Origin of the sequence: Ilumatobacter fluminis (assembly GCF_004364865.1) — a bacterium.
In the GTDB taxonomy this organism is placed as follows: Bacteria; Actinomycetota; Acidimicrobiia; order Acidimicrobiales; family Ilumatobacteraceae; genus Ilumatobacter; species Ilumatobacter fluminis.
In genome coordinates, this window is sequence record NZ_SOAU01000001.1 from 4,476,113 (window position 1) to 4,491,639 (window position 15,527).

The following is a 15,527-nucleotide window of genomic DNA, read 5'->3' on the forward strand; positions in this document are numbered from 1 at the left end:
GTCGACCCCCCGTCAAGCCCCCACCACGCGCCGTGAGGCCCCTTGAAGAAACGTTGAAGAAACCGGCGCTCGCCGGGTCAATCGGGTCAGGTGTCGAAGGTGACGGCGACGGAGAAGCAATCGGGTCGGGTGTCGGAGGGAACGGCGACGGAGTCGACGTTTCCGGAGATCACCCGACTCCGGTGACGAGGGTGTGCGTGACCGCCGGGTCGGGTGATCTCCCGAAACGCCTCGGCTGCGCCTCGTCGTTCCGTACGACACCCGACCCGGTCAGGGCTGCGCCTCGTCGTTCCGTACGACACCCGACCCGGGGAGGTCAGCGGCGGTAGGTGGTGGCGAAGTCGGATTCGGCTTCGTCGGTGCCGACGAGGATGAGCTCTCCGCCGGCGGGGAGGGGCGCACGGGCATCGGGGTTGGCGTCGATGCGACCGTCGTGGTCGACGGCGACGACGTTGCAACCGGTCGTGCGGAACACGTGGGCGTCGGCGAGCGAGCGTCCGGCCAGCGCGTCGGGCATCGGTGATCGGAACACGTGCAGGCCTTGCGCGATGAGGAGGGTCTCGTCGCCGCGGAACTGGTTCCAGATCGCGGCCGATCCGGTGCCGGCGTACGACAGCACGGCGTCGGCACCGGCCCGGTACAGGGTGGTCACGTTCCGGTCGAGGCGGGAGCGCGACACGATCCGCACGTCCGGTCGCAGCCCACGGCAGTACCGGGTGAGGTACACGTTGACGTCGTCGTCGTGGGTGGTGATCAGAATCGCGGTCGCCCGGTCGAGACCGGCCCGTTCGAGCACGGCCCGGTCGGCGGCGTCGCCGACCACGTACGGCACCCCGGCCCGTTCACGGTCGGCCAGCTTCTCGATGATGGTGAACGAGTGGCCCTGCGCATCGAAGTTGGCGCCGATCGCCCGGCCGACGCGTCCGCCGCCGATGATGACGGCGTGCTGTTCGTCGGCGGTCGGCACGGCGTATTCGTCGTCGAACGTGGCGAGCTGGTCGTCGGTGGCGGCGAGCAGCAGGATCATCGGTTCGACGAGTTCGGTGTCGGGGTCGGCGATCGAGAACTCGCCGCGGTCCCACACGCCGATGATCCCGACACCGAGCCGTGATCGCAGCGCCAGTTCCTTCAGCGTGCGCCCTTCCATCGCGGTGCCGACGACGCCCGCCTCGGCGATGCGGAGCCCGGCGAAATCGCCGATCACGTGGCTCTTGCCGCCGATCCCGAGCGCTCTCGCCGCCATGGCCGAGCCGAGGATCTCCCCGAGTTGGAGGACGTGGTCGGCACCGGCGATCTCGAGGATGTCGACCGATTCGGGTGCGTTGGCGGTCGCGAGGATGCGCACATCGGGGGCGATCTCGCGGACGGTGAAGGCGATGTTGGTGTTGGTCGGGTCGTTGCGAGTGGCGACGACCATGGCCGCTTCGTCGATGCGGGCCTTGCGGTAGGTGTCGGGGTCGTCGAGTTCGCCGACCATGACGCGTCTGCCGCCGTCGTGGATGTTGCCGGCGAGGTCGAGGTCGTCGACGAGGATCACGTACGGCACACCGGCCTGTTCGGCGCGGTCGGCGAGGGCCAGTTCGACGGGGCCGGGCTCGGTGAGGATGAGGTGCCGCCGGATCTGTTCGGGCACCGTCGTGGGTGCACGGCGACGGTCGCGTTCGTTCATCCATGGCACGAACACGAACTGGATGAACACGAACGGCAGCATCACCAGGAGGAAGGTGGAGCCGGCGAGCAGCACGACGACGGAGAAGATGCGGCCGGCGTCGGACTCGAAGGTGATGTCGCCGAAGCCGAGTGTGGTCATCGTGGTGAGCGTCCAGTAGACGCTGGTCGGCCACGAGTAGGAGCGGCCTTCGCGGGCCATGAGCTCGTGGAACATCGTCGAGAAGATGGCGACCATCCCGACGAAGGTGGCGACGAGCCAGAACACGGTGCGCATCCGTCGCTTGCGTTCGGCCGCCTGCACAGCGGCTTCGGGTGACTCGTAGTCGCGCCCCGCCCGTGCCACGTCCGGGTTCTTCCGCAACCGATCGGTGACCTGAGCGATCGTCACCCCCAACGACTTCAACATGCGCCCCCATGTTGCCAGGAACCCAGTCGGTTCATGTCAGACATCAACCGACCGAACACGAACTGGACACGTGCGAAACCTGGTCGGTTGATGTCTGACATGAACCGACCATCACCGGGAATAGTGGACAGAGCGAGGGGTGTTTCTCTCGGCCATGCGACCACGCACCTGGATGGCCACAGCACTCGGTGCCGCGCTGCTGCTCACGGCATGCGGTTCCGACGACGACGGAGGGGGCGGTTCAGCGGCCGACCCCGGCGTCACCCTGCCCGCTCCGGCGGAGGGCGATCCGCCCGACCTCCCGGTGGCCGAGGCGTCGCAAGCCGGTCCCCTACCCGAGGTCGCCGTTCGTCAGGTGAACGGTGACGGCGGGTGGGTGCAGTTCCGCAACGAGATCCCGTCCGAACAGCCACTCCTGGTCTGGTTCTGGGCACCGCATTGACCCGCCTGTCGCCGGGAAGGCCCGGCGGTCGAGCAGTTTGCTCGTGAACACGCAGACGAAGTTCGGGTGGTCGGTCTCGGCACCCAGGACAGCGCCGAGGAGGCGGTCGAGTTCGTCGAGATGACGGGCACCACCTCGTTCCCCATGTACTGGGACGAGACGTTCCAGACCTGGACGGCGTTCGGGATCAGCGCCCAGCCGGCGGTGGCCCTGCTGTCGCCGGACGGCGAACCGATCGCCGGCTGGCTCGGCGGCTTCCCCGAAGACGAGATCCTCGACGCCATCCGCACCGGATGACAACGCCCGAAAACGACGCTGGTCGGTTGATGTCAGACATCAACCGACCAGTCTGCGTCATCGTGGTGACGTGCGATGTCGGTTGATGTCTGACATCGACCGACAGGGTGGGGTCCGTCAGCTGACGACGGCTTCTTCGACGACGACGTCGGATTCGCCGCCTTCCTTGCGACCCATCTTCACGAGGATGAGTTCCTTCTGCTGACGGCCGGCCTCGGTGCCGAGCAGGTAGCCGGTGGCTCCGGCGGCGGCGAGCAGTACGAACAACACGAACATCTTCATTGGGGTGCCTCCTTGCAGGCGGATGGTGACGTGCCCGACCATACCCCGCTTGTGTTTCGGCCATGCTCGCGATTCGTGCGGGACGCGATCACCCGTTCAGGGGTGTGGCGTCGCGGTGGTGGAAGTGGTCGGCGCGTCGTTCGGTCGTCTGCCGGTTCGAGACCGGGTTGACGATCAGGGAGAAGATCCGGCGTGGCCACGGCGACATGTTCGGCGGTGACGCGTGCACGACTGCGTCGCCGAACAGCAGCACGGTGCCGGCCGGCCCCTTCGGGCTGATGAGTCCACCGCGTTCGGCGAGTGGGCCGACGACGTCGGCGTCGACGGTCCAGAGGTCGAAGCTGGTCGTCTCGGTGTCGAGGCTGGTCGGTGCGGGCCCGTCGCGGTGCGAGCCTCGGACGAACATGAGCGGCCCGTTGAACTCGGTGACATCGTCGAGGAAGATGTGCACGTTGAGGGCGAGCGGTTCGGGCACACCGTCTTCGTGGTGGTGGGTGGCGAAGTCGTAGTGCCACTGCCACTGCTCGCCGGTGAAGGCGGCTTTGGCGTTGACCTTGACCTGTTGTGCGTACACCGGGACGTCGCCGAGCACCTGCAGTGCCGGGTCGAGCAGGCGCGGGTCGCGGACCAGCCGGGCGAACCGTTCGTGGCGGCGGTGCAGCCCCATGGCGGTGCGCACGACACCGCTCGACTTCTCACGGATGTTCTCCGGCACGTCCTCGTCCATCAGCTCGTCGAGCGCTGCGTTGATCTCGTCGACCTCACCCTGCGTGAACCGCTCGGGCAGCACGACCACGCCGTCCCGCTCGAACGTCGCGAGCTCGTCCGCCGACAGGAGGGTCCTCATGCGACACCTCGCACGAAGTGGACGTCGGGGAAGCGGCGGCGCATGGCGCTGGAGGCTCCCGACACGTCGTCGCCGGCGAGGGCGCCGGTGATGAGGCCAGCGAGTTCGGGCATGTCGTCGGGGCGCATGCCGATGCGGGTCGCTTCGGGTGTGCCGAGCCGGAGTCCGGCACCGGGTTCGAGCCCGGGCAGCCCGATCGCACACGCCAGCAGGTTGCCCTCGCGCAGCCGGAGGGCGGCGGGGTGGCCGCCTCCCCAGCTGGTGGCGTCGACGGCGAGTTGGTGCGAGCGGGTGTGGCCGCCGTCGGTCGTCCACACCGGCAGCCCGCGTTCGGCGAGCTCGGCAGCGAGGGCGACGGCGTTGTCGCGCATCGTCGTCGCGTAGTCGCTGCCGCACTCGAGCCAGTCGAGGAGGGTGATGCCGAGGGCGGCGGTCTTGGCGACGTCGAAGTTGGCGGTGAGGCCGGGGTAGGCGATGGCGTCGATCCGTGCGGCGAGTGCGTCGTCGTTGGTGAGCACCAAACCGCCGGCCGGGCCGCCGAGGCTCTTGTAGGTGCTCATCGTCATGAGGTGGGCGCCCTCGTCGAGCGGGTTCGGCCACACGCCGCCGGCGATCATGCCGCAGGCGTGGGCGGCGTCGAACAGGACGAGCGCGCCGTGGCGGTCGGCGATCTCGCGGATCTCGCGCACGGGGTGCGGCAACAGGTTGAGCGACGTGCCGATCGTGATGAGGGCCGGCTTCACGCTGCCCGCCAACTCGTCGAGCGCGTCGAGGTCGAGTGTGAACGCGCCGGCGTCGACCGGGCAGTGGTGGGTGTCGAGCCCGTAGAGGCCGGCGGCGCCGGCGGTGTGGTGGGTGACGTGCCCGCCGATGCTGGGCGGCGGAGTGATGATCGTCGCGCCCGGGTCGCACGTCGCCATGAACGCGTACAAGTTGGCGAGCGCGCCCGAGCCGACCCGCACTTCGGCGTGGCGGGCACCGAACAGCTCCCGTGCCGCTGCGGCGGCGACGACCTCGATCTCCTCGATCGCCTCCAGCCCTGTCTCGTACTTGTCGCCCGGGTGCCCGAGCGACGCCCGGGTGGTGAGCCCGGTGGCGAGCAACGCTTCGGCCCGTGGGTTCATGACGTTCGATGCCGGGTTCAGGTTGATGCACTCCCGGTCGTGGATCTCGCTGTTGCGGTCGACGAGGTCGTGGATGCGGCGGTCGACGGTACCCCGGTCGGTCAGGTCGAGCCGATCGAGGATCTCCCGTTCCCGGGCGACCGCCGGGGCGCTAAGCCAGCCCCGGTCGCCGGGTGAGGTATCGGTCGGGCTGGCGGCGGCGCTGGTGGTGACGGACATGGGTGTGATCGTCGCACCGCGGGCCGCCAGTGAACAGCGATGATCCGCGATGCTGGCAGTAAGTTCAACTGATGGCACTCGAACCGGCGCCGACCACGTTCGAACGACTGCGCGTGCTGGCGGCGATCGCAGCGACCGGCACGATCGCGGGCGCGGCTCGAATGCTCGACTACACGCCGTCGGCGGTGTCGCAGCATCTGGCGGCGCTCGAGCGCGAGGCGGGCACCGCCCTGGCGGAGCGGTCGAACCGTGGTGTCGAGTTGACGGCGCCGGGACGTCGGTTGGCAGCGAGCGGCACCGACCTGCTCGACGAGGTCCGCTCCGCCTTCGACCAGGTCGCAGAGGCGCCGTCGACCACGGCGCTTCGGATCGCGGCGTTCCCGACGGCGATCAGCGCGCTGCTGTTGCCGGCGCGTGAGCGGTTGGAGCCAACGGTGCGCTTGACGATCGTCCACGCCGAGCCGGGCGACGCGCTCCGTGCGCTGGTCGCCCGTGAGGTCGACGCGGCGATCACCGATGGCCTGATCGACGTCGAGCACGGCCTCCACCGAGCCCTGCTGGCGGTCGAGCCGATCCAGCTGGTCGTGTCGTCGTCGCGTCGGGTGCGGCGGCTGGAGGATTGTGCCGAGGCCCGGTGGGTGCTCGGCGGTGCGACGAGCCGGACCGGTCAGGCCGCCCGCCAGCGGTGCCAGGCCGCCGGTTTCGAGCCCGATGTGATCGCCGAGACCGAGGACCATCACGTCACGTTCGACCTCATCCGGGCGGCCGACGCCGTCTCGGTCCTCCCGGCACTCGCCCTCACCGATGTGCCCGACGGCATCCGCGCCGTCACCGCCCTCGACTTGAACCTCCACCGCCGCATCGAACTCGTCACCCGCCCGAGGCTCGCATCCACCCCCGCCATCCAAACCCTCGAACAAACCCTCCGGCCGTAGGACGACTTCCGGGTCAGGTGCCAGAGGTGACGACGAGGAACGAGCCGTCACCGGCGGTCACCTGACCCGGGATCGGTGCGCGGCGCGGCCGGCCGAAGCAGCCCACCGAGCCTCAGCCAGGCGTCACGACCTCGCACGCAATGCCGGGCGCACGCGCAAGCCGTTCGTCGAGCGTCACCAGGCGACCGCCGATCAACTCGGCCGTCGCGACGTACGCGGCGTCGCACGCGGTCAGGTTGTCGCGCAACTCCCACACCCGTGCGGCGACCGACTCGTACGGCGCCAGTTCCACGGCGAGCCGGCCGATGTCGGCGATAGCGAGCGATCCGGCCGTGTCGTCGAGCGCACCGCGCAGTACGAGGCGCCGCACGATGTTCGCGACCTCGAACGGCATCAGGTGCGGAGCGTAGAGGGGGCCTGCCTGGAGTGCCTGCTCGCACCATCGTCCGGTCGGCGAGTCGTCGACCAGAGCAGCGACGACGGCGGATGCGTCGACGACCTGGATCACCGGCGGTCAGCGTCTCGGGCGTCGAGGATCGCGTCCCGATCCACGTGACGGCCGTTGATCCGTTTGCGTCGCCCGACGTCGATCATCAGGTCGGACACGCTCGGCCGGCCGGCGAGCGCCGTGAGTTCGTCGTACAGATACTCCTGCAACGACTTGCCGGCACGCGCGGCACGAGCAGCAAGCTCGTCGCGCACGTCGGACGGAAGATCGCGGACCGTGACCGAAGGCATGCCTTCAGAGTACTGCGACAAGCAGCAAAATGCTGCACAGCGGGTCAGGTGCCAAAGGTGACGGCGAGGAACGAGCCGTTACCGGCGGTCACCTGACCCGGGACGGCTGCGCAACTACCGGACCCCGAACACGGAGACCGCCGGAGTGTCGACCGCCGACACGCGGTACAGCCATTGGGAGGAGCCGTCGCCGCTGGCCGCATAGGCCGACCGGACGTACGGCTCCCCGTCCACCGCCGTCCAACCGACGACGACCTGACCGGCCATGGCGACCGGCGGGTTGCCGGTGACGGGCCCTCCGTCCGTGCGGGCGATCAGTTCGTCGATGGTCGTGCGCGCGTCGAGCAGGTCGGTGTCGAGGTTGGGCATGCCCTCCCCGAGCGTGGCGGTCGGGTCGGCGAGGCCGAGCACGGTCAACCAGGCCTCGGCGGCGGCCGGATCGGCCGCCCGGTACGCCTCCACGTCGACCACGTACGCCTCGCCGGCGATCGGGCTGCCGTCGGCGCCGGTCAGGCCGACCGAGGTGGTTCGTGCGTGGGGCGCGGCCGACTCGGGCAGCAGCACCGACGGCGACACGGCCGAGACGAACAGGGCGTCGGGTCCGGCGGCGAGGCTGGCGTCGCTGCGGCCGGTGCGGGTGGCGATGCCGGCGGCGACGTCGTAGCGGGCGACGTCGGTGGTGCCCGACTCGGCGGCGTCGCGCAGATCGCCGCCCGAGACGGTGGCGATGAGGTACGTGTCGGTCGACAGGTCGGTGGCGACGTGGTGGACGACCGGGTCGGCCACCGACCCGAGGTCGTAGCGCAGCACGCTCGCCTCGATCGTGTTCGGCAGCCCTGCTGTCGCGACGGAGGCGGGTTCGTCGGCGGCCGGTTCGGCCCCGTTCAGGTCGTCGACGGCGGCTTGTGCGTCGTCGACGGCGCCGAGCAGTCCGCCGGCCGAGCCGGTGGCGACGTCGTTCAGGATGTCCATGCCGGCGATCACCTCGGCCTGTTCACCGACGGGTGAGAGCGCCGCCGGATCGTCACCGGCCAGCTCGTCGAGTGCGCCGGTCGCTCCCCCGTCGCTGTCGGTGGCGACCTGTTCGTCGGCGTCGCGGGCGTCTTGTTCGTCCTGGAAGGCCTGGTATGCGAAGTAGCCGGCGACCACCACGATGCCGCAGAAGACGACGAGGGTGAGGCGGGCGACGTTGCGGTTGCGGCGACGCTTCTTGTTCGCCTGCGCCCGCAGCTGTTCGACGGCCTCTCTCGACTCGGCGGTGGCGGTCGGCATGTCGCCGTAGGCGGGGTTGGCGTTGACCTTGATCTTCTGCGACTCGACCATCGCCTGCGCGTCGAACTCGGGCTCGGGCGCCGGCTCGGCGACGGGTTTGGGTGCCTCCGGCAGGTACGGCACCGCCGCCCCGTCGGGGGTGGTCGGGGGTGCCGGTGCCGGGTCGGGAAGTCTCGGAGCGTCCGGCAGCCGGGGCGCGTCAGGAGAGTCGGGCCCGACCCCGCCCAGGTCGCCGCCAGTGGCACTCATGACGCCCCCATGCTGCCACAGCAAGCACCCGTCGGCTCAGGTGCCGCAGAGAACGCCGACGAACCCACCGGGTCGGGTGTCGCAGGGAACGGCGACGAAGTCGACGCTTCCGAAGATCACCCGACCCGGGAGAGCAGGTCAGGTGCGAGTGTCGACGACCCGCTCCGGCGAACCGTCAGCGTTCGCCGACGTGAACACCTCCGCGTCAATGGTGCCGAGGTGATCGGCGACGACATGCACCGTCGTGTGCTCAGAGTTGACGTAGCACACGAGGCCGTCGGCTCCGATGGGTGCGATCGCCACGTTCGGGTCGGTGGTCCCCACGTTGTAGTTGACGTTCGATGCGAGCGGTGCGACGTTCAAGTCGGACGACACGAGCTGACCGTTGCCTTCACCGTCGGCGAGGATCGGCGTGATGTTCACGATGGCAGCATCGCCCGGGTCGCCGGCCACCTCGAAGCAAGCCCCCGCGTTCGGCTGGATCTTGCCAGTCGGGCTGAATCGAGTGTCGAGGCGCCGCACCGGATACCCATACTCATTCGCCAGAGTGAAGACCTCTTCGTCGACGGTGCCGAGGTGATCGAGCACGAAGTCGACATGGGCGTGCTCGGAGTTCTGCAGGCATACGTAGGATCCGAACCTTCCCCCCGGAAAGTCGGGGCCGAAGTCGATCTTCTCGAACGGAACGATGCCGAGGTTCGGGTCGACGGAACCCGGTCCGAAGTTCACGTTCGAGGCGAACAGCTCCACATCGATCTCCGTCTTTGCGAGCAGTGCGTGTCCGTTCGCAGAGGCGTTGACCGGAGTGATGTTGAAGATGCCCGCACCTTCCGTGCGAGAGTCCAGGAAGCAGCCTCCGTCGCGAGGCTCGAAGAGCGGAGGCTCCCCTGGGAAGCGGCTGTCGAACCACCGCTCGGGCTCGCCGGTTGGCAATGCCGGCTCATAGACGTCGCCGGCGATGGTGCCCAGGTGGTCGGCGACGAGGTGGACGCTCGCGTGGTTCGAGTTCACGAAACAGACCTCGCCATCAGCACCGATCGGAGCGATCGCCACGTTCGGGTCCGCGGTGCCGGGCTGGAAGTTGACGTTCGAACTCTCCGACGGATTCGACACGTCGGACGAGATCAGCTTGCCGTTCCCCGCACCCTCGGCCTGCACCGGCGTCAAGTTGACCACAGCCGCATCACCGGGTTCCCCCTCCACGGCGAAGCAGCGACGCTCCCCGGGACCGATCTTGGCGTCAGCCGAGACCGACGCAGTGGAAATGACAGGAAGAGTCGCCGTGACGATCAGTGCCGCCCCAGCCACATAACGTGACTTCATGCGCCGGATCATCCACGAACGCCCTCACCCCGAATAGTGCCCACCGCGACGTGTACCCGAAGCCCACCGGCAGTTATCCAACCAGCAATATCCAGCAGCAGTCACACAGCACCACGTGCCGGGAGAGCAGGTCAGCCCGCGAGCGTCGACCCGAGGCTCCGACTCGCCACGGTCGCGCTCGTCGGCGACTCAACGGCGTGGCGGCAGATGTCGGTGAAGGTCGTAGTTGGCGACGGTGTCTGCGTGATCGTAGGCACTGATCCCGGCCCGGTTCTGGTGATGCGGGTCGGCACCGGCGTCGAGGAGCATGCGGATGATCGATCCGTCCCCGTCACGCACATTGAACATCGCGACGAGGAGGGGTGTTCGCCCGGTCCGATCGGCAGCGTCGACCGGTGCACCGGCGGCGATCAGCGCGCGACCGATGTCGGCGTGAAGTGACTGCGCGGCGAAATGGAGCGGCGTCCAGCCCTGCCGGTCGGCCAGAGCCGGGTCGGCGCCCGACTCGAGCAACCGCATCACATCAGCCACTCTCCCTTCGAGCGCTGCATAGTGCAGATCGCTCCGGCCGGCGCGGTCGAGGTCGCCCATGGTCGGAGTCTCGCAGGTCGCCGCAGGCGGCCGTGAGCGACCTGGCCGCTCAGTCGAGGGTCAGTTCGGCTGCCAGCACCCCGAGCAGGGCCTCGTTCTCGCCGGCCGCGATGGCCGCCATCGCCTCGTCGGCTCGTGAGGCGTCGAGCGGGAAGAATCCGCTCATCGACCGGTACGTGTCACCGACCGGCAGGGGTCGTCCGACGAAGTACTGGTCGGGTTCGATCCGTTCGTCGAGTTGCACACCGGCGACGACGACGATCTCGTCGGTCGCCACGTTCCGCAACCGCAGCTCGCCGCCGACCCGTGAGCCCCGTGTCGATTCGACGGCGTACACGGCACGCGGCACGTCTCGCCACACGGCGGCGAGCTCGCGTTCGTCGTCGGGGAGCAGCTGCCCGCGCTGCTCGAGGAACTGGTTCCACTCCTCGTACTCGTCCAGCACCAGATCCATCGTGAACGGCAGGTCGATCAGGCTCTCGTAGAGGTCGTCGGCGTGCTCCGACAGTCCGGCGGCGACGAACTCGAGCATGTCGGGTGCTTCGCCACGCACGAAGCGGCACGCCTTTTCGTAGAGCCACGGCGCCCGTTCGTCGAGGGCGAGCGCCTCCTTGCCGAGGTGGCACTGCTTGTACTTGCGACCCGATCCGCAGGGGCACGGGTCGTTGCGCTTCACGTCGGTGCGGGCACGGCGGCCGGTGAACGGCTGGATCTCATCGAGCAGTCGCAACGCTTCCTCGGGCAGCATCGACTCGTCGTCGGCCCGCGTCACCCCGGCTCGGGTGAGCAGCTGCTGGGCCTTGGCCGCCTCCGAGCGGTCGGCGGCGTTGAACGCGGCTTCGACGAGGAGCAGCGAGTGCGTCGTCGATTCGTCGACGTGCGTCTCGACGATGCGGATGGCGTCGTCCCATTCGCCGGCGATCGCGTGGCACAGCGACCGGAGCCACACGACGCCGCTCACGTCGACACCGGTGCCGCCGACCCCGGCGAGGATCGACTCGGTGAAGGTCTGGATGGCGTGGAAGTTCAGCCCACGCTCCTGAGTCTCCTGGAGGAAGGCGCCGGTGATGCTCGAGTCGGCGAGCAGCCCGGCGAACAGGATGCGGGCGCCGGCTCGTTCGTCGTCGGTACCCCCGAACGCCGCGTCGCCGATCTCGGCCACGAGTTCGCAGGCGCCGACCATCATCATGAGCCCGTCGAGCTGATCGTCGGAGAGGCCGTAGGCGGCGCTGAGCCGGTTGCGGTTCTGCCAAGCACCGAGCCCGTCCCAGTCGAAGCCGGTCTCGGCGACGAGGCCGTCGTTCAGTTCGAGTCCGGCTGCGGCGAGCAGTTCCGGCACCGGCGCGATCGGTGCCTTCCGGAACGCGTCGCCGTTGCGTGCAAGCGCTTCGAGGAGCACCGAGACGACGACCGTGAACTGTGGCCGCTGTGACACGTCGCCGAATCCGCTGGCGTCGTGTTCGGTCGCGACCTCGTCGTACGCGGCGCGCACCGCGGCGACCTGATCGGGGTCGGGTGCCGGTGCCTGATCCAGCGGTTCGACCCGGATGCCGTCGGTGGTGACGTGGAACGCTGCGATCGGGCCGACACCCTCGAGCCAGTCGGCGCTGCCGTAGATGACGTCGGCGTCGTGGTCGTCGACCCAGATGCCGACGTCGCGCAACCGATCGATCTCGTTGCCGTCGGCGTCGAGGCGCGGCACCGGATTGGTGACCAGCCACCACGCCAGCGTGATGAGGTGTGGTTCGGCACGCACGAAGCCGCCGGGAATCTCGTGCGGCGTTCCGTCGGAACGGGTGCCGTCGCTGCTCTCACCGCTGGCGTCGTCGGGGTCGATCGGCACGGTCCAGACCGTCCCGTCGTGCAGCGCCGGTGAATAGGCGAGCGACTCGCCGATCACGGCGAAGCGGCCGTCCATCTGCACGGCCCGCCGGATGTCCATCTCCGACACCTCGGCCCGCTCGGCCAGTTCGGCGAGCGGCACCGCCCCGTTCCCGATCAGTTCGACCAGACGCTCCACCAGTTCGGTACTCACACCCCCAGTCTGCCGGGAAGTGCCCGGGTCAGGTGTCGGGGTGAGCGGTGACGCAATCGGTGATTCGGGGTATCACTCACCCTGGCTCAGCGGTTGACTCTCACGTGTCGATGACTCGCACGGGCTCCCACCTCGTACTCAGGCAGACGTGGAGTCCATCGCTTCCGAACGGTACGCGTACGTGCCACCGCGGCGACCGGCTTGGTTGAGTACCACGCCGGCCGTCGGCGCCCCTGCCTGCCCGAGCCGTGCGAGCGCTTCGGCTGCGTCGCCGCTCGACGTCGAGCGGGCTTCGATGACGAACAACACGGCATCGACGTGTCGTGAGAGTGCCACCGCGTCGGCGACGGGAAGGACGGGCGGCGAGTCGACGATGACGAAGTCGTATCGAGCGGTGAGAGCTTGCAGCACGTCGGCGCAGCGGTCGCGGAGGAACAGCTCACCGGGGTTCGATAGGACGGCACCCGCCGGCAGCACGTCGAGTGTCGCTCCGTCGCCGACCCTGATCGTGTGGGGTGTGACGTCGTCGGCCCCCATCATCTGATCGGTGAACCCTGGCGACCTGGACACGGAGAAGGTGTTGTGCAGCTGTGGGCGGCGGAGGTCGCAGTCGACGATCACGACCGATCGGCCAGCCTGTGCGAACACGCAGGCGAGGTTCGCAGCCGTCGTGGTCTTTCCTTCTCCGGCTACGGCGCTCGTCACCTGGATCAGCCCGACGTGCTGTTCGAGCCCGAGGAAGATCAGGTTGTTGCGAAGGCCGCGGAACATCTCGACGGCGACGTCGTTCGGCGACGAGATCGAGACCGGCCGCGGATCGGGTGGCGGATCCATCGGCACGACGGCGAGCGTCGGACTGGTGGTGATCTTGGCAACGTCCTGCTCGGTGCGGACCGAGTCGTCGAGTCGTTCGGCCAGTAGCACCACGATCACGCCGAGCACGGCGCCGATGAACGCAGCGATCGCTGCCGAGCGCAGCGGCGTCGGTTCGACGGGGTCGACGGGCAGCTCGGCGATCTGCACGACAGCAGCGCCACCGGTCTTCAGGCCGGCGTCGACCTGGAGCTGGCCGAGAGTCTCCTGGAATGCCGCCTGTTGTGCGAGCAGCGAGCTGCGCAGCGGGTCGTCACTCGCCAGTTCGTCGATGCTGACCTGGAGTTCGGCGAGCTTCTCTTGGATCTGTTCGCCGGCCGCAAGGAGCTCTTCGACGGCCTGGTCGCGCCGTTCCTCGATGTACTCCTCGACGTATGCGTTCGCGAGATCGCGTGCCTGCTCGGGGTCGTTGCTTCGAACGGTGACGACGATGACGTCGGTGACCCCGACCGCTCGCGCCTCGGCTTCGGCTGGGTCGTCGATCTCGAGGCGTCGCTCGACGCGGGTGCGGACGCGTTCACCCTCGATCACCTCGATCTCGGTTTGGATTGCCCTGGTCGCGTCGGCGCCTCGGAGTTCGGAGTCATCGGCGAACAGCGAGTCGCCGCCACCGGTCTCGACCAGGAGGCGCGCTTCGGCTTCGTACACCTGGTCTTGGGCGAGCGAGGTCGCGAGCGACAGCACGACGGCCACGCCGACGAACGCGGCGATCACCCACCAGCGACGACGCAGCACGCCGGCGTAGTCCCGCACCGTCATCTCGTCGTTCGGCAACTCCATAGGGTCGGAGCGAGGGTACTCGCTCGCCGTGGTCGCCGCCCGATGATCGGGTGTACGTCGCGACACGTCAGTTCGTCCTTTCGAGCGGTGCGCCACTCCGTGAAGCCGGTGCGATCACCGGCACGTGCTGCTGCGCGCCTGTCGGTTGCGACCTCGCCGCCGACCGGCGCCGACTCGCCACACCAGCGACGACGAGCAGTGGGACGCCCCAACGGATGAGTCGTGCGATCGACTGTTCCTCGAGCCCCGTGCGCATCGCCATGACGACCAGCGCCCCGGTGACACCGGCGGCCAGGCCCCGGCCGGCGATCGCCGAGGCGCTCGCCCGATCGAGCAGGAACAGCGCTACCCCGGAGAGCATCCCACCGACGAAGACTCCCGACCACCCGAGATAGAGGAACCATTCGCCCGGTCCGCCGAGTGGCCAGCCGTTGCTGGCACGGGTGACGTACTGGAGCTTGAAGCGGAGGTTGACGTTGGCAGCGTCATCGCCGGACAGCGGCCCGGCGATCGACTGGGTCCACTTGTCGACGAGCGATCCCAGCCCATCGGACGGGTAGACCTCGCCGCTGTCTCGGACGGCCAGCAACGTCGCGTCGTACCACTGCTGGTTGGCAGCCAACGACAGATTCGACACCACGTTCTCGGACGAGATCGAGTCGGTCGCCGACGCGTCCACCACGGCATAGCGGGCGAGGCGGAGCCCGTAGAGACCCATGGTGAGTAGCAGCACGGCGACGGCGATCGTCAGCGCTCGCTTCCCGGTGTCTCGCGTCCTGTGGCCTGCGCCGAACCAGGTCGCAACGAACAGGCTCAGCGTCAGGACAGCGAACATGCCGACCACACCCCGGGTCCCCCACAGGAAGACCGACACGCTGGCGAGGGCTCCGGCCCCGAGGTACCGGGCGAGTCGGAGTGGCCAGTGGCGACCGAGCAACGCCAGGTAGGCGTAGAGCGAGGTTGCGACGATCGCCGGCAGACGAAGGGCGTTCTCGACGCCGATGGTCCTCGCGCGTCGCGCCGCTCCGATCGCGCCGCCGATTCCCCCGTAACGGACGAGCAGCCAGGCGGCGCTGACCGCTGCGAGGGCGAGCGCCCACGACGCCGCCTGGCGCAGACCCGAGAGTTCGGCGAGTGATTCGTCTGCGCTCGGCACCGTCGTGGCGGAGCCTGGAGCGAGGGCGCCGGAGGTGACAGCGAGCACGATGAAGAAGCCGCCGATCACGACGTTGCCCGCTGCGTAGGCCGCATCGTCGGCCGTCGGCGCGTACTGGGCCGGAAACGGTGGGACGAGGTCGAGGTAGATCAGAACGGCTCGGAACGCATAGAAGTGGATCGCGGAGCCGAGGAGAACGAGTGCCGCCACCGGGTAGTAGGTGCGGAGCCGCCACAGTGCCCCGAGACCGCCGAAGAGCACGAGGAGCGATGCGGTCGCAGCCACGC

Annotated in this window: 15 protein-coding genes; 3 read left to right on the forward strand and 12 right to left on the reverse strand. The window is 68.9% G+C overall.

All coding sequences use genetic code 11. From position 1 onward, the window contains the following. Positions 1–316: 316 nt before the first annotated feature. A complete protein-coding gene (locus BDK89_RS20215) occupies positions 317–2,077 on the reverse strand; it encodes a potassium channel family protein (protein ID WP_133870680.1) in 1,761 nt (586 codons plus the stop codon). A gap of 172 nt (positions 2,078–2,249) precedes the next feature. Between BDK89_RS20215 and BDK89_RS20220 the strand changes: the two genes are divergently transcribed. After that, the gene (locus tag BDK89_RS20220) at positions 2,250–2,519 is read left to right on the forward strand and encodes a hypothetical protein (RefSeq protein WP_133870681.1); all 270 of its coding nucleotides are present in this window, start codon (positions 2,250–2,252) and stop codon (positions 2,517–2,519) included. Between the two features lie 66 nt (positions 2,520–2,585). Beyond that, positions 2,586–2,816 carry a TlpA family protein disulfide reductase gene (locus BDK89_RS20225; RefSeq protein ID WP_133870682.1) on the forward strand — a complete coding sequence of 77 codons (231 nt, stop codon included), beginning with the start codon at positions 2,586–2,588 and terminating at the stop codon, positions 2,814–2,816. A gap of 117 nt (positions 2,817–2,933) precedes the next feature. On the opposite strand, the gene BDK89_RS21945 is transcribed toward BDK89_RS20225, so the two are convergent. The 3 genes from BDK89_RS21945 to BDK89_RS20235 all read right to left on the reverse strand — a co-directional run bounded on the left by BDK89_RS21945 (position 2,934) and on the right by BDK89_RS20235 (position 5,288). Next, the gene (locus BDK89_RS21945; RefSeq protein WP_166657726.1) at positions 2,934–3,098 is read right to left on the reverse strand and encodes a hypothetical protein; all 165 of its coding nucleotides are present in this window, start codon (positions 3,096–3,098) and stop codon (positions 2,934–2,936) included. Between the two features lie 88 nt (positions 3,099–3,186). Next, positions 3,187–3,945 (reverse strand): phytanoyl-CoA dioxygenase family protein, encoded by a 759-nt coding sequence (locus BDK89_RS20230; protein ID WP_133870683.1) that lies wholly within the window; start codon positions 3,943–3,945, stop codon positions 3,187–3,189. Beyond that, positions 3,942–5,288: a serine hydroxymethyltransferase gene (locus BDK89_RS20235; protein ID WP_133870684.1), complete on the reverse strand. Its 1,347-nt coding sequence runs from the start codon at positions 5,286–5,288 to the stop codon at positions 3,942–3,944. Before BDK89_RS20235 ends, BDK89_RS20230 begins: the two co-directional genes overlap by 4 nt. Before the next feature lie 71 nt (positions 5,289–5,359). On the opposite strand from BDK89_RS20235, the gene BDK89_RS20240 reads away from it, so the two are divergent. Continuing rightward, positions 5,360–6,223, forward strand: a complete 864-nt coding sequence (locus BDK89_RS20240) for a LysR substrate-binding domain-containing protein (protein ID WP_133870685.1) — start codon at positions 5,360–5,362, stop codon at positions 6,221–6,223. Between the two features lie 112 nt (positions 6,224–6,335). Here BDK89_RS20240 and BDK89_RS20245 read toward each other — a convergent pair whose 3' ends face one another. The 8 genes from BDK89_RS20245 to BDK89_RS20285 all read right to left on the reverse strand — a co-directional run bounded on the left by BDK89_RS20245 (position 6,336) and on the right by BDK89_RS20285 (position 15,525). Then, positions 6,336–6,731, reverse strand: a complete 396-nt coding sequence (locus tag BDK89_RS20245; RefSeq protein ID WP_133870686.1) for a type II toxin-antitoxin system VapC family toxin — start codon at positions 6,729–6,731, stop codon at positions 6,336–6,338. Next, a complete protein-coding gene (locus BDK89_RS20250; RefSeq protein WP_133870687.1) occupies positions 6,728–6,961 on the reverse strand; it encodes a FitA-like ribbon-helix-helix domain-containing protein in 234 nt (77 codons plus the stop codon). The genes BDK89_RS20245 and BDK89_RS20250 overlap by 4 nt, the downstream gene beginning before the upstream one ends. A gap of 114 nt (positions 6,962–7,075) precedes the next feature. After that, positions 7,076–8,482 (reverse strand): hypothetical protein, encoded by a 1,407-nt coding sequence (locus BDK89_RS20255; RefSeq protein WP_133870688.1) that lies wholly within the window; start codon positions 8,480–8,482, stop codon positions 7,076–7,078. 138 nt (positions 8,483–8,620) lie between these two features. Beyond that, positions 8,621–9,805: a hypothetical protein gene (locus BDK89_RS20260; protein WP_133870689.1), complete on the reverse strand. Its 1,185-nt coding sequence runs from the start codon at positions 9,803–9,805 to the stop codon at positions 8,621–8,623. A gap of 189 nt (positions 9,806–9,994) precedes the next feature. Next, positions 9,995–10,396, reverse strand: coding sequence for an ankyrin repeat domain-containing protein (locus tag BDK89_RS20265; protein WP_133870690.1), 402 nt, complete (start codon positions 10,394–10,396; stop codon positions 9,995–9,997). A gap of 49 nt (positions 10,397–10,445) precedes the next feature. Beyond that, positions 10,446–12,431, reverse strand: a complete 1,986-nt coding sequence (locus tag BDK89_RS20270) for a YecA family protein (protein ID WP_166657727.1) — start codon at positions 12,429–12,431, stop codon at positions 10,446–10,448. 138 nt (positions 12,432–12,569) lie between these two features. After that, positions 12,570–14,084, reverse strand: a complete 1,515-nt coding sequence (locus BDK89_RS20280) for a tyrosine-protein kinase domain-containing protein (protein WP_133870693.1) — start codon at positions 14,082–14,084, stop codon at positions 12,570–12,572. A gap of 67 nt (positions 14,085–14,151) precedes the next feature. Beyond that, positions 14,152–15,525 (reverse strand): hypothetical protein, encoded by a 1,374-nt coding sequence (locus BDK89_RS20285; protein ID WP_133870694.1) that lies wholly within the window; start codon positions 15,523–15,525, stop codon positions 14,152–14,154. Between the last annotated feature and the right edge of the window lie 2 nt (positions 15,526–15,527).